Origin of the sequence: Streptomyces microflavus, assembly GCF_014650075.1 — a bacterium.
GTDB classification, from domain to species: Bacteria; Actinomycetota; Actinomycetes; order Streptomycetales; family Streptomycetaceae; genus Streptomyces; species Streptomyces microflavus.
The window spans coordinates 275,499-295,452 of record NZ_BMUG01000011.1 but is presented as its reverse complement, the minus strand read 5'-3'; the positions used below and the strand labels follow the sequence as shown (position 1 = coordinate 295,452).

Annotated in this window: 16 protein-coding genes; 7 read left to right on the top strand and 9 right to left on the bottom strand. The window is 69.5% G+C overall.

Annotation, left to right across the window (positions count from 1 at the left end):
- Window positions 1-252: 252 nt before the first annotated feature.
- Window positions 253-1,686: a rifampin monooxygenase gene (rox, locus tag IE264_RS30050; RefSeq protein WP_032758413.1), complete on the top strand. Its 1,434-nt coding sequence runs from the start codon at window positions 253-255 to the stop codon at window positions 1,684-1,686.
- Window positions 1,687-1,738: 52 nt separating this feature from the next.
- Window positions 1,739-3,907 (top strand): RNA polymerase recycling motor ATPase HelR, encoded by a 2,169-nt coding sequence (helR, locus tag IE264_RS30045; RefSeq protein ID WP_032758412.1) that lies wholly within the window; start codon window positions 1,739-1,741, stop codon window positions 3,905-3,907.
- Window positions 3,908-3,926: 19 nt separating this feature from the next.
- Here helR and IE264_RS30040 read toward each other — a convergent pair whose 3' ends face one another.
- From IE264_RS30040 to IE264_RS30025, 4 genes are all read right to left on the bottom strand, one after another.
- The gene (locus tag IE264_RS30040; RefSeq protein WP_032758411.1) at window positions 3,927-4,898 is read right to left on the bottom strand and encodes an aldo/keto reductase; all 972 of its coding nucleotides are present in this window, start codon (window positions 4,896-4,898) and stop codon (window positions 3,927-3,929) included.
- A gap of 150 nt (window positions 4,899-5,048) precedes the next feature.
- Window positions 5,049-6,476: an argininosuccinate lyase gene (argH, locus tag IE264_RS30035; protein WP_032758410.1), complete on the bottom strand. Its 1,428-nt coding sequence runs from the start codon at window positions 6,474-6,476 to the stop codon at window positions 5,049-5,051.
- Window positions 6,477-6,586: 110 nt separating this feature from the next.
- Window positions 6,587-7,780, bottom strand: a complete 1,194-nt coding sequence (locus IE264_RS30030; protein WP_015607439.1) for an argininosuccinate synthase — start codon at window positions 7,778-7,780, stop codon at window positions 6,587-6,589.
- Between the two features lie 122 nt (window positions 7,781-7,902).
- The gene (locus IE264_RS30025; RefSeq protein WP_032758409.1) at window positions 7,903-8,814 is read right to left on the bottom strand and encodes an alpha/beta hydrolase family protein; all 912 of its coding nucleotides are present in this window, start codon (window positions 8,812-8,814) and stop codon (window positions 7,903-7,905) included.
- Window positions 8,815-8,915: 101 nt separating this feature from the next.
- Between IE264_RS30025 and IE264_RS30020 the strand changes: the two genes are divergently transcribed.
- Together IE264_RS30020 and IE264_RS30015 are read left to right on the top strand one after the other, a co-directional pair.
- Window positions 8,916-9,485 (top strand): TetR/AcrR family transcriptional regulator, encoded by a 570-nt coding sequence (locus IE264_RS30020; protein WP_032758408.1) that lies wholly within the window; start codon window positions 8,916-8,918, stop codon window positions 9,483-9,485.
- Window positions 9,486-9,626: 141 nt separating this feature from the next.
- Complete coding sequence (locus IE264_RS30015; RefSeq protein WP_032758452.1) at window positions 9,627-10,331, top strand: L,D-transpeptidase family protein; 705 nt, start codon at window positions 9,627-9,629, stop codon at window positions 10,329-10,331.
- A 10-nt stretch (window positions 10,332-10,341) separates the two neighbouring features.
- Here the strand turns inward: IE264_RS30015 and IE264_RS30010 are convergent, their stop codons facing one another.
- The 5 genes from IE264_RS30010 to argC are packed head-to-tail and all read right to left on the bottom strand — an operon-like array spanning window position 10,342 to window position 15,226.
- Window positions 10,342-10,878 carry an arginine repressor gene (locus IE264_RS30010; protein WP_015607443.1) on the bottom strand — a complete coding sequence of 179 codons (537 nt, stop codon included), beginning with the start codon at window positions 10,876-10,878 and terminating at the stop codon, window positions 10,342-10,344.
- 25 nt (window positions 10,879-10,903) lie between these two features.
- Window positions 10,904-12,124 carry an acetylornithine transaminase gene (locus IE264_RS30005; protein ID WP_032758407.1) on the bottom strand — a complete coding sequence of 407 codons (1,221 nt, stop codon included), beginning with the start codon at window positions 12,122-12,124 and terminating at the stop codon, window positions 10,904-10,906.
- Window positions 12,121-13,050 (bottom strand): acetylglutamate kinase, encoded by a 930-nt coding sequence (argB, locus tag IE264_RS30000; protein ID WP_015607445.1) that lies wholly within the window; start codon window positions 13,048-13,050, stop codon window positions 12,121-12,123. The genes IE264_RS30005 and argB overlap by 4 nt, the downstream gene beginning before the upstream one ends.
- Entirely contained in the window at window positions 13,047-14,201 is a 1,155-nt protein-coding gene (argJ, locus tag IE264_RS29995) for a bifunctional glutamate N-acetyltransferase/amino-acid acetyltransferase ArgJ (RefSeq protein ID WP_032758406.1), read from the bottom strand. The genes argB and argJ overlap by 4 nt, the downstream gene beginning before the upstream one ends.
- Window positions 14,198-15,226 carry an N-acetyl-gamma-glutamyl-phosphate reductase gene (argC, locus tag IE264_RS29990; protein WP_032758405.1) on the bottom strand — a complete coding sequence of 343 codons (1,029 nt, stop codon included), beginning with the start codon at window positions 15,224-15,226 and terminating at the stop codon, window positions 14,198-14,200. Before argC ends, argJ begins: the two co-directional genes overlap by 4 nt.
- A 324-nt stretch (window positions 15,227-15,550) precedes the next feature.
- Between argC and IE264_RS29985 the strand changes: the two genes are divergently transcribed.
- The 3 genes from IE264_RS29985 to IE264_RS29975 are packed head-to-tail and all read left to right on the top strand — an operon-like array spanning window position 15,551 to window position 19,415.
- Window positions 15,551-16,894 carry a 3'-5' exonuclease gene (locus IE264_RS29985; RefSeq protein ID WP_158706548.1) on the top strand — a complete coding sequence of 448 codons (1,344 nt, stop codon included), beginning with the start codon at window positions 15,551-15,553 and terminating at the stop codon, window positions 16,892-16,894.
- Window positions 16,891-17,625, top strand: a complete 735-nt coding sequence (locus IE264_RS29980; protein WP_078657522.1) for a DarT ssDNA thymidine ADP-ribosyltransferase family protein — start codon at window positions 16,891-16,893, stop codon at window positions 17,623-17,625. The genes IE264_RS29985 and IE264_RS29980 overlap by 4 nt, the downstream gene beginning before the upstream one ends.
- Window positions 17,622-19,415 carry an ADP-ribosylglycohydrolase family protein gene (locus IE264_RS29975; RefSeq protein WP_078657521.1) on the top strand — a complete coding sequence of 598 codons (1,794 nt, stop codon included), beginning with the start codon at window positions 17,622-17,624 and terminating at the stop codon, window positions 19,413-19,415. The genes IE264_RS29980 and IE264_RS29975 overlap by 4 nt, the downstream gene beginning before the upstream one ends.
- The last annotated feature ends 539 nt before the right edge of the window (window positions 19,416-19,954 follow it).

Genomic DNA, 19,954 nt, shown 5'->3' with positions numbered 1-19,954 from the left:
GCAGGTATGCCTATGCGGTACGTGAGCCGAGCTGTGCGGGGTGCTGTGCCACGAGGGACCGGGCACCTTGAGGGACCTGGTGCCTTCGAGTGGCGGGATCGACAGGAGGTGAACCCACTCCTTGCCACTCTCAACTTATAGCGCATGGGGGGTCTTGCCGCAAGGCCCCCCATATGCCGCAGAATCGACGGCCGAAGCCAGGTCCCGGCGGACCGGCTTCGGGAATTCGACGTCGACAAGGGCGGAACTGTGATGATCGACGTAATCGTCGCCGGTGGTGGACCGACCGGACTGATGCTGGCCTGCGAACTGCGGCTGGCCGGGGTGCGGACCGTCGTACTGGAGAAGCTGGCCGAGCCGACCCGGGAGACCCGGGGGCGCGGGCTGCATGTGCGGAGCGTCGAGGTGATGGACCAGCGCGGGCTGCTGGACCGGTTCCTCGCGGTGAGCGAGAAGTTCCAGGTCGGCGGGTTCTTCGGGGGCATCCAGAAGCCGTGGCCGGACCGGCTGGACACCGCGCACCCGTACGGCCTCTCCACCCTCCAGCCGGTCACCGAGCGGCTGCTCCGCGAGCGGGCCGTCGAGCTCGGCGCCGAGATCAGGCGCGGCTGCGAGGTGACCGGGGTGAGCCGGCAGGACGACGGGGTGACCGTCACTCTTGCCGACGGCACCCACCTGCGCTCGCGCTACCTCGTCGGGTGCGACGGCGGCCGCAGTGTGGTGCGCAAGGAACTGGGCATCGCCTTTCCCGGCGAGCCCGCCACGGTCGAGACGCTGCTCGGCGACATGGAGATGACCGAGGATCCGGAGGTGGTCGCCGCTGTCGTGGCGGAGGTCCGCAGGACCCAGCTGCGGTTCGGCACCATCCCCAACGGGGACGGGACCTTCCGCGTCATCGTGCCCGCCGACGGGGTCTCCGAGGACCGTGCGGCCGCGCCGACCCTGGAGGAGTTCAAGCAGCGGCTGCGGGATCTCGCGGGCACCGACTTCGGCGTCCACTCGCCCCGCTGGCTGTCCCGGTTCGGTGATGCCACCCGTCAGGCGGAGCGGTACCGGGCGGGCCGGGTGCTGCTGGCCGGCGACGCGGCGCACATCCACCCGCCGACCGGCGGTCAGGGGCTCAACCTCGGTGTGCAGGACGCGTTCAACCTCGGCTGGAAACTGGCCGCCGAGGTCAACGGCTGGGCGCCGGAAGGGCTGTTGGACAGCTACCACACCGAACGGCACCCGGTGGGCGCCCGCGTGCTGGACAACACCCGCGCGCAGATCACGCTTCTGGGGACCGGTCCCGGGGCGACCGCGCTGCGGGAGATGTTCGCGAAGCTGATGGACTTCGAGGAGGTGAACCGGTACGTGACCGGCATGATCACCGCCGTCGACGTCCGCTACGACCTCGGCGAGGGCCACGAACTGCTCGGCCGGCGGCTGCGGGACCTGCCGCTCGGGCAGGGCCGCCTCTACGAGCTGATGCACGGGGGCCGCGGCCTGCTGCTCGACCGGACCGGCGGACTCTCCGTGGCGGGCTGGGAGGACCGGGTCGACCATGTGGCCGACGCGGCGGAGGAACTGGACGTGCCCGCCGTCCTGCTCCGGCCGGACGGGCATGTGGCCTGGGCCGGCGAGGAGCAGAAGGAGCTGAACGGTGCGTTGCCGCGGTGGTTCGGGGCGCCGGTACCGGTGGGCTGAACCGGCCTCGCCCCGATCACCCACCTCACAGACACTCGACGGAACGGACGCCGTGAACACCCTCCCCACCAGCGCTTTCCTCCTCCCCGACCACCTCTCCCCCAAGGCCGACCCGGCGCTGATCGCCGCCGACGAGCAGCACTTCGCGGCCATCGCCCGGACCCTGGACGCGTCGATCGCCGAGCTGACCGCCCGCCTCGACGCCGAGCGCAGGGCCCCCGGCGGCACGGGACGCCAGGCGATGGACCGCGACGCGGAGATCCACCGGCTCACCGCCCGCCTGCGCACCCTGCGCCGCTTCGGGCTCGACCTCTGCCTCGGGCACATGGCCGGCGAGGACGGCTCCGCACCGGTGTACGTCGGCCGGCTCGGCCTCACCGACAGCGAGGGCCGCCGGCTGCTGGTCGACTGGCGCTCCCCCGCCGCCGAGCCGTTCTTCGGCGCCACCCACGCCAACCCGATGGGGCTGCGGAGCCGCCGCAGATACCGCTGGAGCAGTGGCCGGATCAGCGACTACTGGGACGAGGTGTTCGCCCCTGACGCCGTCGCCGGGCATGCCGCGCTCGACGACCAGTCGGCGTTCATCGCCAGCCTCGGCAGCAACCGGTCGGAGCGGATGCGGGACGTGCTCGGCACCATCCAGGCGGACCAGGACGCCATCATCCGCGCCGGTTCCCGCGGCGCGCTCGTGGTGGACGGCGGGCCGGGCACGGGAAAGACGGTCGTCGCCCTGCACCGCTCCGCGTACCTCCTGTACTCCGACCCCCGGCTCGCCCACCGGCGCGGCGGGGTCCTGTTCGTCGGCCCGTCCCGCCCCTACCTGGGGTACGTCGCCGATGTCCTCCCGAGCCTCGGGGAGGAGGGTGTCCGGACCTGCACCCTGCGGGACCTGGTGGAGGAGGGGGCCACCGCTGCGGCGGAGGCGGACCCGGAGGTGGCCCGGCTGAAGGCGTCCGCCGGGCTTGTGAAGGCGGTCGAGGCGGCCGTCCGGTTCTACGAGGAGCCGCCCACCGGGTCCCTGACGGTCACGACCCCCTGGTCCGAGGTCCGGCTGAGCGCCGCCGACTGGGCCGTGGCGTTCGAGGCTGCCGGACCCGGGGCCGTACACAACGAGGCGCGCGACCAGGTTCGGGAGGAGCTGCTCACGCTGCTGGTGGAGAAGCACGACGGCGAAAGCGTCCCGCTCGACCTGCTGCGCAAGGCGCTGGAGCAGGACCGGGAGCTGGCCGCGGCCTTCGACCGGGCGTGGCCGCTGCTGGACGCGGCCGAGCTCGTCGGTGACCTGTGGTCGGTCCCCGCGTATCTGCGCATGGCCGCTCCCTGGCTCACCCGGGACGAGGTGCGGCTGTTGCAGCGCTCGGACGCGCAGGCCTGGACGGTGGCCGATCTGCCGGTCCTGGACGCGGCGCGGCAGCGGGTGGGCGACCCGGAGGCGTGGCGTCGCAGGCGTCGGCAGGAGGCGGCCGTGGCCGCCGAACGCGCGGGCATGGCCCAGGTCATCGACTCGCTGCTCGCGGACGAGACCCTGGCCGACGCCGATGTCGACAGCGAAGGTGCGCTGGTGATGCTGCACGGCCAGGACATGAAGGACACCCTGGTCGACCCGGCCGCGTCCACCGGCGCCGAACCGGACCGGCTGGCGGGCCCGTTCGCGCACATCGTCGTGGACGAGGCGCAGGAGCTGACCGACGCGGAGTGGCAGATGCTGCTGCTGCGGTGCCCGTCCCGGAGCTTCACCATCGTCGGGGACCGCGCCCAGGCCCGGCACGGGTTCACCGAACCGTGGCAGGAGCGGCTGGAACGGGTCGGGCTCGACCGGGTGGCTCTGGCCTCCCTGACCGTCAACTACCGGACGCCGGAGGAGGTCATGGCGGAGGCCGAGCCGGTGATCCGGGCCGTGCTGCCGGACGCCAATGTGCCGACGTCGATCCGTACCGGCGGGCGCCCCGTCCGCCGTGGACCGGTCGCGGAACGGGATGCGGTCCTGGAGGCGTGGCTCGACGCGCATACGGACGGGATCGCGTGTGTCATCGGCGATCCGACGTTCCGGGCGACGCCCCGCGTGCGGTCGCTGACCCCGGAGCTGTCGAAGGGCCTCGAATTCGACCTGGTGGTGCTGGTCGCCCCGGAGGCGTTCGGCGAGGGGATCGAGGGGGCGGTCGACCGGTATGTGGCGATGACCCGGGCGACCCAGGAGCTCGTCGTCCTCACGAGCTCCTGAGGCCGGGCGGCTTTCTTCCTCAGTGCCAGGGAAGGGCCGCGCGGTGGCGCCAGTACGACTCCGGCTCCTCCACCAGGGCGTCCAGCCGGTCCCGCTGCTCCTCGTCGAGGCCGACGACGGGGGCGTGCAGATTTCCGGCGAGCTGGGTGACGGTGGCGGCGCCGGAGAGGACGACTCCGGCCCAGGGCTGGTGGAGAACGAGCGCCAGGGCCACCGCGTCGCCGCCCACCCCCGCGTCGGCGGCGATCTCGCGGAACACGGCGGGCGCCTCGTCCCCCGCCAGGCGGCCGTTGGCCATGCCCTCCTTGACGATCACTGTGAGCCCGGCCTCGTGGGCCTCGGCGAGGGCGGGCGCGGCCGAGGTCTCCAGGGCGTTGTAGGTGGCCTGGACGGTACGGAAGAGGGGGTGGCCGTCGACCGTGAGCGCGAGCGCGGCCCGGATGGCGTCGGCCTGGTTGGGGCCGCTGGTGGAGAAGCCGACGGCGACCCCCTCGGCGGCGAGGGCGGCGAGGCGCTCGTGGAGTTCCTTGTCGGCGAGGGCCGGGCTGTCGGGGGTGAGCGAGTGGATCTGGTAGAGGTCGAGCCGGTCGCCGAGGAGTTCGCGGGTCTCGGCGCGCTGGCGCTCGAAGGTGGCGAGGCTGTGGTCCTTGACCTCGTGGGCCTCGGCTTCGGTGCTCCAGTCGGCGGTGTAGGTGTACCCCCACTTGGAGCCGACGACGAGGTCGGTGAAGGAGGGCCGGGCGTCGAGCCATTCGCCGAGGAACTCCTCGGCGCGGCCGTAGGAGCGGGCCGCGTCGACGTACCGGACGCCCTGCGCGTACGCCGCGTCGAGCAGCTCGTGGGTGCGGGCGCGCAGATCCTCCACGTCCCGGCCTTCCGGGAAGTCCTGATCACGGTGGAGGTTGATGTATCCGGGCCTCCCGACGGCTGCGAGGCCCAGTCCGATGTGGGCGGTGGGGGTCGTCGCGGTGGCCAGGGCGGTGAAGGGCATCGCGGGCTCCTCGGGGTCGGTTGCGGATACTCCTACCCCGGTCAACGTAGCCCGCGACACCTTTCGTACACCTGCGACGACACCGTACGTACGCCGCCCGGGCGCGACGTCACGTACGCGAGGCCGTACGGCTTCCGTGGCGCGGTACGGCTACCGGCTCGCGGTCGCCCAGGCGTTCTGGGCCTCCAGGTCCTTCTTCACCTCGGCGAGCTGTACGGCGACGGCGGAGGGGGCCGTTCCGCCGCGGCCGTTGCGGGAGGCGAGGGCGCCGCGCACGTTGAGGACCGTGCGGACCTCCGGGGTGAGGTGCTCGGAGATCGCGGCGAACTGCTCGTCGGTCAGCTCGTCGAGCTCGATGGAGTGCCGCTCGCACTCCTTGACGCAGGCGCCCGCGACCTCGTGCGCGACCCGGAACGGCACGCCCTGCCTCACCAGCCACTCCGCGATGTCGGTGGCGAGCGAGAAGCCGGCCGGGGCCAGCTCCTCCATGCGCTCACGGTTGACGGTGAGCGTGGCCATCATGCCGGTGAAGGCGGGGAGCAGGACTTCGAGCTGGTCGCAGGAGTCGAAGACGGGCTCCTTGTCCTCCTGGAGGTCGCGGTTGTACGCGAGCGGGAGGGCCTTCAACGTGGCGAGCAGGCCGGTCAGGTTGCCGATGAGACGGCCGGACTTGCCCCGGGCCAGCTCCGCGATGTCCGGGTTCTTCTTCTGCGGCATGATCGAGGAGCCGGTGGAGAAGGCGTCGTGGAGGGTGACGAAGGAGAACTCCTTCGTGTTCCAGATGATGACCTCCTCCGCGATCCGGGAGAGGTTGACGCCGATCATCGCGGTGATGAAGGCGAACTCGGCGACGAAGTCCCGCGAGGCGGTGCCGTCGATGGAGTTGGCGACCGAGCCGTGCTCGAAGCCGAGGTCGGCGGCGACCGCCTCCGGGTCCAGGCCGAGCGAGGATCCGGCGAGCGCCCCGGAGCCGTACGGGGAGACGGCTGTGCGCTCGTCCCACTGGCGCAGCCGCTCGGCGTCCCGGGACAGCGACTGGACGTGGGCGAGCACGTGGTGGGCGAAGAGCACCGGCTGGGCGTGCTGGAGGTGGGTCCGGCCGGGCATCGCCACGTCCGGGTGGGCCTCCGCGAGGCCGACCAGGGCGCCCTGGAGGTCGGCGATCAGGCCGCCGATGATCCGGGCGTGGTCGCGCAGGTACATCCGGAAGAGGGTGGCGATCTGGTCGTTCCGCGACCGGCCGGCCCGCAGCTTGCCGCCGAGGTCGGGGCCGAGGCGCTCCAGCAGTCCGCGCTCCAGCGCGGTGTGGACGTCCTCGTCGGCGATGGTTCCGGTGAAGGAGCCGTCCGCGACATCGGCTTCGAGCTTGTCGAGGCCGTCCTGCATCCGGGTCAGCTCGTCCTCGGTGAGCAGGCCCGCCTTGTTGAGGACGCGGGCGTGGGCGCGGGAGCCGGCGATGTCGTACGGCGCGAGCCGCCAGTCGAAGTGGACGGAGGCCGACAGCTTGGCCAGCGCCTCGGCCGGTCCGTCGGCGAAACGCGCGCCCCAGAGCCGGACGTCACCGTTGTTGCTGCTCACTGCGTGCTCCTCAAAGCAAAGACAAGGGCCAAGGCGTAGGCCGAGGTGCGGATATGCGGCCGCCTCCCTGCCGCGTGACGACGGGGAGGCGGCTGTACAACGAGGGGAGGTCAGGCGAGGTCGCGCTTGGCCGCAATCTTGGACGAGAGGCCGAAGAGCTCGATGAAGCCCTGCGCCTTGGACTGGTCGAAGGTGTCGCCCGAGTCGTAGGTGGCGAGGTTGAAGTCGTACAGCGACTCGTCGGACTTCCGGCCGGTGACGACGGCGCGGCCCGCGTGCAGGGTCATCCGGATGTCGCCGGTGACGTGCTGGTTGGCCTCGTTGATGAAGCCGTCCAGCGCCCGCTTCAGCGGGGAGAACCACAGGCCGTCGTAGACCATCTCGCCCCAGCGCTGCTCGACCTGCCGCTTGTAGCGGGCCAGCTCGCGCTCGACGGTGACGTTCTCCAGCTCCTGGTGGGCGGTGATCAGCGCGATCGCGCCGGGCGCCTCGTACACCTCACGGGACTTGATGCCCACGAGCCGGTCCTCGACCATGTCGATCCGGCCGATGCCCTGGGCGCCGGCCCGCTCGTTGAGCTGCTGGATCGCCTGGAGGACGGTGACGGGGCGGCCGTCGATGGCGACCGGCACACCCTCCTTGAAGGAGATGACGACCTCGTCGGCCTCGCGGGGGGTGGCCGGGTTGGAGGTGTACTCGTAGATGTCCTCGATCGGCGCGTTCCAGATGTCCTCCAGGAAGCCCGTCTCGACGGCCCGTCCGAAGACGTTCTGGTCGATGGAGTACGGGGACTTCTTGGTGGTCGCGATCGGGAGGTTCTTCTCCTCGCAGAAGGCGATCGCCTTGTCCCGGGTCATCGCGTAGTCGCGGACCGGGGCGATGCACTTCAGGTCGGGGCCGAGCGCGGAGATACCGGCCTCGAAGCGGACCTGGTCGTTGCCCTTGCCGGTGCAGCCGTGGGCGACGATCCCGGCGTTGTGCTTCTTGGCGGCGGCGACGAGGTGCTTGACGATCGTCGGCCGGGAGAGGGCCGAGACCAGCGGGTAGCGGTCCATGTAGAGGGCGTTGGCCTTGATCGCCGGGAGGCAGTACTCCTCGGCGAACTCGTCCTTGGCGTCCGCGACCTCGGCTTCGACGGCACCGCAGGCGAGCGCGCGCTTGCGGATGACGTCCAGGTCCTCGCCGCCCTGGCCGACGTCCACGGCAACGGCGATGACCTCGGCGCCCGTCTCCTCGGCGATCCAGCCGATGGCGACGGAGGTGTCCAGGCCGCCCGAGTAGGCGAGTACGACGCGCTCGGTCACGGGTTTCTCCTTACGGTGCAATCACTGATGGGTATAACTATGCAGTGGTCCGTATGCTTTGTCAAAGTGGCAGGTCAGATGCGGCGGGAACGGCGCGGACGTGCCGGATTCACCGGCCCGGTTCACCGTCCGGCGATGCTCCACGCACCGCCGCCGGACGCGGCGGCACCACCAAGGTCGGCCCACGCGGTGCCGTCGAGCTTGAAGGCGTCGAGGAGGTAGGCCGAGACCGCGTCGGCGACGAGGGCGACGCGGGCGGGGTCCTCGTCGGTGGTCTCGGCGACCATCTCGCCGGCGATGCCGCCCAGGGTGTGCTCGCCCTCGGCGATGGTGAGCAGGCTCTTCGGGGACGGGCTGAGGCGGTAGGCGTCGGTGAACCACTCCGGGCCCCTGGTGGAGAGCTGCGACCGGTCCTTGCCGCCCGCGACGACCAGGGCCGGGGTGGTCATGGTGGAGTAGTCCGGCCTCATGAACGGAAGGTGCTCGACGGCGAACGGGGTGAGCGTGTCGCCGGTTCCGGTCGCGGCGATCAGCGCGCCGGCCGAGACCCCGGGGTGGGAGAAGTCCTCTCCGGGAACGCCGTCGGCGTCGAGCACCCGCGCACCGAGGATCGCGCCGGCGGTCTGGGCGCCCCAGGAGTGGCCGACGACCGCGATGCGCTCACGGTCGACTCGGGTCGCCAGGCCGCCGGCCTGGAGAAGGATGTCGCCGAGGCCGTCGAGGACCGCGTGGAGGTCGGCGATCCGGACGCGCCAGATGGTGGCGAAGCGCGGGTCGTCCCATCCGATGCCGTTGCGGCGGGAGTCCAGGTGGGTGGGCTGCACCACGATGAATCCGGCGGCTGCCCACCGGTCGACGAGGGGCTCGTATCCGTCCAGGGACCAGGCGTTGCCGTGGGAGAACACGATGACGGGCAGGTCGTGGCCCGACAGCGGGGCGGTGACCTTGACCTGCAGATCGACGCTGCGGCCGGGCGCGGCGACGGCGATGGGCTTGACCGCGACGATCCGCCGGCCGAGGGGGCTGGAAGACATGGGGGACCTGCGCTTTCTCCGTGGGGTCGCTCTGCCATACTTTGGCGGAGCGTCGTTCCGCCAATTTAGCGGAACATTGTTCCGCGAGCAATGGAGGTCCCGTGACGGAACCGGTCGGAGTACGCCGAGCACAGGCGCAGCGCACCCGCAGCGGTGTGCTGGCGGCCGCGTCGGCGGTCTTCGTGGACCAGGGCGTCCAAGCCCCCATCCGCGACATCGCCGAGCGCGCCGGCGTGGGCGTGGGCACGATCTACCGGAACTTCCCGACCCGGGCGGACCTCGTCACCGCCGTCTACCGCCACCAGATCGACGCCTGCACCGCACTCGCTCCCCGCCTCCTGGAGGAATCGGCCTCCCCGTTCACCGCGCTGACCCGCTGGGTGGACGCGTTCGTGGAGTTCCTGGTGACCAAGCACGGCCTCGGTGCCGCCCTGGGGTCCGGTGATCCGGGGCTGGAGAACCTCCACGCCCTCATGCTCGACACCTTGGTCCCGGCCTGCGCGACGTTGCTCGACGCCTGCGCCGCCGCCGACGAGGTCGATCCCGGCATCACCGCCTACACGCTCATGCGCGCCATCGGGAACCTCTGCATCACCGGCCCCGACTACGAGCAGGACGACGCCAAGCGGATGGTCGCGGCCCTCCTCGCCGGGTGCCGTCGCCCGGGTTAACGGCAGAGACCGGATCATCAGGCCGAGCAGGCCTCTCCGGTGGCCTTCGGGGGCTCGCGGGGGCTCTCCCGAGGTGGGCCGCTGGGCCGTACGGAGCAGGTCCGGTGGGCCGACGGCCCCGGCCGCCGTACGGTCCGGAACATGCGCCGACCTCTGCTGACCTTCGCCGTACTCCTCACCCTGGCCATCGGCTCCCTCGGGGCCGGGACCGCCGACACCCCGCCCCTCCCCGACCGGATGGCGGACACGGGCGGCGGCTCCCAGCTCATCACCGCCGAGGCCCCGGACACCGGCTCCACGACCGGCACGGTGACCTGGTGGGAGCGGCGCGGGGGCAGGTGGGCGGAGGCGGGGTCCGCGCCCGCGCGGTTCGGCGCGAACGGGCTGGCCGAGGGCGCCACCCGGGAGCAGGGCACCAGCACCACGCCGACCGGGCTGTACGACCTGCCGTACGCCTTCGGCATCGAGGAGGCCCCCGCCGGGACGCGGTACGCGTACCGCAAGGTGAACGAGGACTCCTGGTGGTGCCAGGACAACGCCTCGGCGTCGTACAACCGTTGGGTGGAACCACGACCGGCGGACTGCCGGGCGGACGAGGCCGAGCACCTGGTCTCCTACGGGACGCAGTACGCCCGCGCGCTGGTGATCGGCTTCAACTACGAGCGTCCGGTACGCAACCGGGGCGCCGGGATCTTCCTGCATGTCAACGGGCGCGGGGCGACGGCCGGGTGTGTCTCGGTCCCGGCGGACGCGATGGCGGAGATCCTGGCCTGGGCGGACCCGGAGCGCGAACCGCACATCGCGATCGGGACCACCTCGGGCCCGACCGCGATCACGCGTTACTGAACGGAACGGTTCAGCGGTCGTTCTGAGCGAGCCTCAGCAGGTGGTCGGCGAGCGCCTGGCCGCCGCCCGCGTCGCGGCTGATGAGCATCAGCGTGTCGTCGCCCGCGATAGTGCCGAGGATGTCGTGCAGTTCGGCCTGGTCGATGGCCGAGGCGAGGAACTGGGCGGCGCCCGGCGGCGTACGCAGGACCACGAGGTTGGCCGAGGCCTCCGCCGAGATGAGCAGTTCGGCCGAGAGCCTGCGCATCCGCTCCTCCTTGGCGGAGCCGCCCAGCGGTGCCTGCGGGGTGCGGAATCCGCCCTCGCTAGGCACCGCGTAGATCAGCTCGCCGCCGGTGTTGCGGATCTTGACCGCGCCCAGCTCGTCGAGGTCGCGGGAGAGCGTCGCCTGGGTGACGCTCAGCCCGTCGTCGGCGAGGAGCTTGGCCAGCTGGCTCTGCGAGCGGACCGGCTGCCGATTCAGGATGTCCACGATCCGGCGGTGGCGGGCGGTGCGCGTCTGCGGCACGGACGGTCCGCCGTGCTCGGTCTCCTGCGCCTCGGTCATCGTCGTCGCCTCATTCTCCGGAGGGTCATGCTCCGGATCGTCCGTCCCCGTGTGCCGCGTCGAGAGCGCTCGGCAGGATCTCCAGGAACGCGTCCACCTCCGCGTCACCGATGATCAGCGGCGGCATGAGCCGTACGACATCGGGGGCGGGCGCGTTCACCAGGAGGCCGGCTCCCTGGGCCGCCTGCTGCACCTGCGGTGCGAGGGGTCCGGTGAGCACGATACCCAGCAGCAGGCCACTGCCGCGGACATGGGAGACCAGCGGGTGTCCCAGCGCCTCCACGCCGTCGCGGATCCTCTCGCCGAGCCGCTTGACCTCGTCGAGGGCGCCGTCGGCCGCGAGGGTGTCCAGGACGGCGAGTCCGGCGGCGCAGGCGATCGGGTTGCCGCCGAACGTCGTGCCGTGGTGCCCCGGCTTCAGCAGGTCGGCCGCCGGGCCGAACGCGACGGCCGCGCCGATCGGGAGGCCACCGCCGAGGCCCTTGGCGAGGGTGACGATGTCGGGCTCGACGCCCTGGTGGGCCTGGTGCTCGAACCACTGGCCGCAGCGGCCGATCCCGGTCTGGACCTCGTCCAGGACGAGCAGGGTGCCGGTCGCGCGGGTGATCTCCCGGGCGGCCTCCAGATACCCCTTGGGCGGGACGACGACGCCGTTCTCGCCCTGGATCGGCTCGATGATCACCAGGGCGGTCTCCGTGGTCACCGCTGCCCGCAACGCGTCGACGTCCCCGTACGGCACATGCGTGACGTCACCGGGCAGCGGGACGAACGGCTCACGCTTCCCCGGCTGGCCGGTGAGCGCGAGGGCTCCCATCGTCCGGCCGTGGAAGCCGCCGTCGGTGGCGACCATGTGGGTGCGGCCGGTGAGCCGGCCGATCTTGAAGGCGGCTTCGTTGGCCTCCGCGCCGGAGTTGGCGAAGAAGACCCGGCCCGTGCGGCCGAAGAGCTGGAGCAGCCGCTCGGCGAGCGCGACCGGTGGTTCCGCGATGAAGAGGTTCGAGACATGCCCGAGGGAGGCGATCTGGGTGGAGACGGCCTCCACGACGGCGGGGTGGGCGTGGCCGAGGGCGTTGACCGCGATCCCGCCGACGAAGTCGAGGTAGCGGGTGCCGTCCTCGGCCCAGACGTGGGCGCCCTCACCGCGGACGAGCGGCAGCTGGGGCGTGCCGTAATTGTCCATCAGCGCGTTCTGCCACCGCGAGGTGAGTCCCGCGGCCTCTGTGCCGAGCGCCTCTGTGCCGGTCATGATTCCCCCTGTTCAGGCCCTGTGTGTACGTCGATGGGGGCGTCCGGCACGACCATCGTGCCGATGCCCTCGTCGGTGAAGATCTCCAGCAGGATCGAGTGCTGGACCCGGCCGTCGATGACGCGGGCGGTCTCCACGCCGTTGCGCACGGCGTGCAGGCAGCCCTGCATCTTGGGGACCATGCCGCTGGACAGCTCCGGCAGCAGCTTCTCCAGCTGGCTCGCGGTGAGCCGGCTGATGACGTCGTCGCTGTTGGGCCAGTCCTCGTACAGCCCCTCGACGTCGGTGAGGACCATCAGCGTCTCGGCGTTCAGGGCGGCGGCGAGCGCGGCGGCCGCGGTGTCGGCGTTGACGTTGTAGACGTGGTGGTCGTCGGCGGAGCGGGCGATGGAGGAGACGACCGGGATGCGGCCGTCGTCGAGGAGCGCCTGGATGGCCCCGGTGTCGATGGCGGTGATCTCGCCGACCCGGCCGATGTCGACGGACTCGCCGTCGATGGTGGGCCGGTGCTGGACGGCGGTGATGGTGTGGGCGTCCTCGCCGGTCATGCCGACGGCGAGCGGGCCGTGCTGGTTGAGGAGGCCGACGAGCTCGCGTTGGACCTGCCCGGCGAGCACCATCCGGACGACGTCCATCGCCTCGGGGGTGGTGACCCGCAGCCCGGCCTTGAACTCGCTGACCAGCCCCTGTTTGTCGAGCTGGGCGCTGATCTGCGGGCCGCCGCCGTGCACGACGACGGGCTTGAGGCCGGCGTGCCGCAGGAAGACGACGTCCTGGGCGAAGGCGGCCTTCAGCTCCTCGTCGATCATGGCGTTGCCGCCGAACTTGATGACGACGGTCTTGCCGTTGTGGCGGGTCAGCCAGGGCAGCGCCTCGATGAGGATCTGCGCCTTCGGGAGTGCGGTGTGCTTCCGCGCGGCGCTCATGAGCTGTACGCGCTGTTCTCGTGGACGTAGTCCGCGGTGAGGTCGTTGGCCCAGATGATCGCCGACTCGGTGCCCGCGGAGAGGTCGGCGGTGATCTTGACCTCCCGGTAGCGCATGTCGACGAGGTCGCGGTCCTCGCCCACTCCGCCGTTCTTGCAGACCCAGACGTCGTTGATGGCGACGTTGAGCCGGTCCGGCTCGAAGGCGGCCTTCGTGGTGCCGATCGCGGAGAGGACGCGGCCCCAGTTGGGGTCCTCGCCGTGGATGGCGCACTTGAGGAGGTTGTTGCGGGCGATGGACCGGCCGACCTCGACGGCGTCGTCCTCGGTGGCCGCGTTGATCACCTCGATCCGGATGTCCTTGGAGGCGCCTTCGGCATCCCCGATGAGCTGCCGGGCGAGGTCGGCGCAGACGGCCCGTACGGCCTCGGCGAACTCCCCCTGCTCCGGGGTGATTCCGCTGGCGCCGGAGGCGAGCAGCAGCACGGTGTCGTTGGTGGACATGCAGCCGTCGGAGTCGATCCGGTCGAAGGTGGTGCGGGTGGCGTCGCGGAGGGCGGCGTCCAGCACGGGGGCTTCGACATCGGCGTCGGTGGTGAGGACGACGAGCATGGTGGCGAGGCCCGGGGCGAGCATGCCCGCGCCCTTGGCCATGCCGCCGACGGTCCAGCCGTCGCCGCCCGCGACGGCCGTCTTGTGCACGGTGTCGGTGGTCTTGATGGCGATGGCGGCCTTCTCACCGCCGTGCTCGCTGAGCACGGCGGCGGCCTGCTCGATGCCCGGGAGCAGCTTGTCCATGGGGAGCAGGAGGCCGATGAGCCCGGTGGAGGCGACGGCGACCTCGCCGGCGCTGTGCCCGTCCAGCACCTCGGCCACCTTCTCGGCGGTGGCGTGGGTGTCCTGGAACCCCTGGGGACCCGTACAGGCGTTGGCACCGCCGGAGTTGAGGACGACGGCGGTGACCTCGCCGCCCTTGAGGACCTGCTCCGACCAGAGCACCGGGGCGGCCTTGACACGGTTGGAGGTGAAGACGCCCGCGGCGGCGCGACGCGGCCCGTTGTTGACCACGAGGGCCAGGTCCGGGTTACCGCTCTCCTTGATCCCCGCGGCGATGCCCGCCGCCGAGAATCCCTGTGCTGCCGTGACGCTCACGGTGCAACTCCGATCGTCGAAAGACCTGTGTCCTCGGGGAGCCCGAGGGCGATGTTCATGCTCTGCAGGGCGCCGCCGGCGGTGCCCTTGGCGAGATTGTCGATGGCGCAGATGACGACGATCCGTCCGGCGGCCTCGTCGTGGGCGACCTGTACCTGTACGGCGTTGGAGCCGTACACCGCGGCGGTGGCGGGCCACTGCCCCTCGGGCAGGAGGTCGACGAACGGCTCGTCCGCGAAGGCCTTCTCGTACACCGCGCGCAGGCTCTCGGCGCCCACGCCGGGCTTCGCCTTCGCGCTGCAGGTGGCGAGGATGCCGCGCGGCATGGGAGCGAGGGTCGGCGTGAAGGAGACGGTGACCGGCTCGCCGGCGGCGGCGCTGAGGTTCTGGATCATCTCGGGCGTGTGGCGGTGCCCGCCGCCGACGCCGTACGGGGTCATGTTGCCCATCACCTCGGAGCCCAGCAGATGCGGCTTGGCCGCCTTGCCCGCCCCGGAGGTGCCGGACGCGGCGACGATCACGGCCTCCGGCTCAGCGATTCCCGCTTCGTACGCCGGGAAGAGCGCGAGGGACACGGCGGTCGGGTAGCACCCCGGCACCGCGATCCGCTTGGACCCGGCGAGCACGGCCCGCCCACCCGGCAGCTCGGGCAGCCCGTAGGGCCAGGTCCCGGCGTGCGGGGACCCGTAGAACTTCTCCCAGTCACCGGCGTCCCGCAGCCGGAAGTCGGCCCCCATGTCGACCACGAGCACCTCGTCCCCGAGCTGCTCGGCGACGGCGGCGGACTGCCCGTGCGGCAGCGCCAGGAAGACGACGTCGTGCCCGGCCAGCACCTCGGCGGTGGTGGGCTCCAGCACCCGCCCGGCCAGCGGCCGCAGGTGCGGCTGGAGCGAACCGAGCGTCTGCCCGGCGTTGGAGTGTCCGGTGAGGGCACCGATCTCGACGCCGGGGTGCACCAGCAGGAGACGTAGCAGCTCACCGCCGGCGTATCCGCTCGCCCCTGCCACTGCTGCGCGTACCACCATCGGAACCCTCCTCGTTGATGGCATGACTATACGCAGGGCTGCACTTTTATGCAATCAATGTCGGCTGGGCGGCGTCCGGCGCATGAGACGTTGCGCTTCAAATGGCGGGCTTGCAGTTGATGTGGCGCGCTAAGCACGGACTGGACCGGCATGTCGCCTGCATCGACGAGCACGACACCCAGCGGGCCACGCCTCCGATAATCCGATAGGATGCCGCACCTCTCGGCGGTGCCATACCCATGGCCCTCCCACCCGCCGGTGATCTACAGGGAGACGATCTTGAGCCTACCGATACCTCAAGGCCACCAGCGCGACGTTGTCTACTTGACTGCGCAAGGCCATCAGGTTGTCCTGGGAACCGCTGGCACTGGCAAGACCGTGATGGCTATCCATCGCGCAGCACATCTCGCTGACGCCCGCACCCGAAACGCCGGGCCCACGCTGCTACTCACGTACAACAACTCTCTGGTGACCTACCTGCGGCATCTTGCCAGCAAGCTGCCGGGCGTCACGATCGAGACGTACGGGACATTCACCCGCGGATATCTGGCCGCGCAGGGGCGGATGGGCTACAACCAGATCGCCGGCCCAGACCAACGCAGGATATTCATCGAGCAGGCTGTCAAGGAAGCCGCAGCGTCATACAAGCCAAGCTCATTCTTCGATCGTGCGACAGACTTCTTCCTGGACGAGCTGGAGTGGATCGACGGTAACGGCCTCGCTACCGTCGAGGCGTACCTCGCCGTGAACCGGGTCGGCCGGATGGCTGCGCTGCAGCCAGGGCAACGCCGAGCGGTCTGGGATATTCGTAAGAACTATCTGATCGCCCGCTCATCTGGCGGATACCCCTATGACTGGGCCTCACTGCCGGCCGCGGTTCGCGCATCGTTGGCGGCCGATGCGACTGCCCGCCGGTACAAGCACATCGTCGTTGATGAGGCACAAGACCTCTCCCCCGAGTCGATCCGTTCGCTGGCTGAGGCGATCCCCTCAGAGGGCAGCCTGACGCTGTTCGCAGACTACGCCCAGCAGATCTACGGACAGCGGGTGTCATGGCGCTCCTGCGGCCTGAGAGTCGCCAAGACCGAGGTGTTCCTCGACAACTATCGCAACAGCCCTGAGATCGCTCGCCTTGCCATCGCCATGGCCCAGATGCCCCACTTCCGGGACTCTGCTGATCTTGTAGAGCCACGGGCGCCGCAACGCGCAGCTGGCGCCAGGCCCACTCTGGTTGGCTACCCGTCGATCGAGACCGAGGCGGCCGCAGTCGCCACAAGTGTTGCGAGCTTCGCCAAGGTTGCACGCGTCGGGGTGCTGGCCCGCACACGCGCAGAAGCGCGCCTAGCCGTCCACGGTGTGACGGGCGTCCGGATGCTGCACGACAGGATGCAGCGATGGGAAATCGAAGCAGGCGTGTACGCGGGTACGTATCACTCAGCCAAGGGCCTGGAGTTTGATGTTGTGTTCCTCCCCTTCTGCGGAGCCACCCGTTGCCCCGATGGCGATACGGTCGCTGCCTTCGGGTACGACGAAGCCGCTAGCCGGGAGAGTCGCTTGCTCTACGTCGGCGTGACTCGTGCTCGCGATGAACTCGTGATCACCCATACCGGCGAATTGACACCGCTACTCCCCACCTCCGAATCTGGTCTCTACCAGGTGACAACGTGACCGGCCGCGTCAACACCGAGGTGGCCGCTGCGCTGGCCACAATGCCGCTGGCCCGGCTGACGCACTTCAGCCCTGCGTTGAATTTGCCCAGCATCTTCGCCGACCAGCAGCTGCGCAGCGTCAAAGACCTGTCTGAGGACGTGCGTGCCTGCTACCGGGCCACTGATCTCCAGCGTCTTGATGGCTACCCGGACAGAGTCTGTTGCAGCATGCAATACCCGAACGGCTTCTACTTTGACATCGCCCGGCGTAAGGACCATGTCGTCAACTACCCCGACTGGGTCTGCCTTCTACTGGACAAGTCCGTCGCCGCATTGGAGGGCACCCTGTTCTGCCCGCGGAACGCTGCCGCAGCCCCTGGCCTCGCCGTCCCTGGTGTGACCGGCCTGAACGGGTGCTACGCAGCGGCAGTACGAGGCCAGGGTGGACAGACCCGCACCCGCAGCCCACGCCACGACCCTGGCAGTCCGACCGATGTCCAAGCCGAAGTGCTGGTGACGACGCCAGTGCCAGTGTCAGCAATCCAGGCGATCGTGTTCCCAACCGAAGCCGCAGCATCGGAAGAGTACGGTCGGCTGGAACGATTCGGCACGCTCCCACCGAACGGGATCCGTTGGGTGATTTCGCCGGGTATGTTTGACAAGGGGACCATCACAGCCGCCGTCCAGAACAGCCGCTACTTCCCCGAGGCCACCTGGTCATCGGTGGCCTCATCAAAGGCAACACCATGACCAATACCAGCGACGCCATGACACAGACCGCACGGGGTATTTTCTTGGGCGCAGCAGTCGGCGACGCGCTTGGATGGCCGCAAGAGCTCCGTGGTGGTCTCATTGGCGGGCAGAAAGAACGCGACCGCGCTACCACACGGCCGGAGTTTCGGAACTGGACTCGAAACGCTGGCCACTACTCCAAGCGCTATCACGACCCGGTTCACGCTGGCGAGTACAGCGATGATACTCAACTGTTGCTTGCCACAGCCCGATCGTGCCTAGCAGGTGAGCGTTGGTGGGAGCGACTCACCGAGGTTGAACTTCCTACGTGGCCGCTATATCAACGCGGCGGCGGCGGAGCAGTCCTAGCCTCAGCGTCGTGCTGGGCTGACGGGCGTCCACCCTGGCAGGGCAAAGGCTCAGCGCGTACCCAGGCTATCGCGAAGCGGTATCGCGACGCCGGAGCCAATGGCGTCGCGATGCGCATTGCCCCCCATGTACTTTGGGCCGAGAACTCCGACGACCTGATCCGGCGGATTGTGCGCGACGGCATCACGACCCACGGCCACCCCCGGGCACTGGTTGGTGCGCTGGTCTATGCCTTTGCGCTCCGCGGCGCCGCCTCCTCACGAACGACGCACGGATTCGGCGACAGCGTCGAGGCCGCCGCCGCTGGTCTTATTGACGTGGACCGAGTCCTCCCAGTATTGCCCCCCGAATGGGGCAGCGCCCACGACCTTGAACGGTTCGCGGCCACTTGGCAGGACACCAATAAGGAGACCTCGCAACTCCTCTCACTCATCTCGGATTCCTTGCATCGCGGCGCCATGAGCAACCCCGAAGAAACGCTAGAACGGCTCGGATGCGCAGACCCAAAGATCAATGGCGCTGGGACCGTAAGCGCAGCCGCAGCTATTTACCTCGCGAGCCGATTTGCCGCCCGCCCGCAAGGTGGTCTACTCACTGCAGCGTTCCTCCGCAAGGCCGACACGGACACTTTGGCCTCGCTCGCTACCGCAATTCTCGGCGCATTGCATGAAACAAATTGGCTTGGCAACCTGGCGATCGACGTGCAAGATGCCAACTACATCGCAAAGTTGGCTGATCTCAGCGCCACCCACATCGCCGATCCACCAAAGTCGCCGACTCGTCGCCCTAAAGCGTTGCGCAACGCACTAGTTGAGGCCATGCTCTCTCGCCGTGCTACCCATGGAGAATTTCCCGATGGGCGCCAGTGCCGCTTCGATGACCTTGTCGTTCTCAATGACGGTCGCGTACTGCGCGCACGGATTTCCCTTGAAGATGGCCAAACCGTGCTTGTCGACCTGCCTACAGATCCCGCTTCAAGGCTCGGTGGGGAAAACCAGAAGCAGTCACCCCTACAGCGGCCAACATCCGGGCAAACCAGCGATACGCGTGAACTAGCTTCCACAGAAATCCGAAGCACAACACATTCCTCTCCGCTTACGACATCAGCAGCAGCCAACTCCCAGCCCGAAGCCGATGCGGTCCTCTCCACCCGTAGCCTCGCCCGCTCAGCGGCTTTTTATGCTCAAGTTACCGGCCATGACATCCCAGTCCGCGCTGGTACTGCAGAAATCACCCCTGGCCTACTCCTCCGTCAATCCGTAGCTGGCAGGCTATTCGACGTTACGTCTGTCACCGTGCACATCACTGTTGAAAGCCTTTCCGGGACGACACGCCGCCTTGGCATCGAAAGTGCCACAAAAAGCAGTTCACCCGAAACAATTGAGGTCCGTGATCCCGACGGGCGCACTGTCCGTATCAGCGAGCGCTCTGCGACGTAAAACCGGAATGATGAGCGAGTCGGGATTCCGTTCCTGACGTACAACTACAGCCGCAAGCACCGTCGGATGCTCCACCAACCTCAGAAGCGTGCACCAGGCCGGAGAGAACCTCTACTCACCGCACTTGTACTTAACCTGTCCAGAGTCACGGTCACCGAACCCCGAATCGACTCAGCCGGTATCAGCGGCGATCGCTGCTGACCCAGCGCCGTCACCATGCCGTCGAGTGCGGTCTCCGCACTCGAAGCAAGCGCCTCGACCAGGCGATCACCGAGCCTCCGTAGGCGCCCTCGATTTAGTGCGTAACTGACGGCTTCCTCTTCCAATTCCTGCGAGAGCTGCTCCGCCACGATCTGCTGCTGCTCGTCCAGGCCCGAGCTGAACAGGCTCTGCCGAGCCTCCGCTGCGAAGTGAACCAGCTGAACAAGTTCTGCTGGATCACTGCCCGAAGCGTTGTTCTGCGTAAGAGGTGGGCCGCTTCGCCGCCGAACACCGCCCGCTCCTCTGTGCTGTCCTGCCGGACAGCGACGGCGTACTGC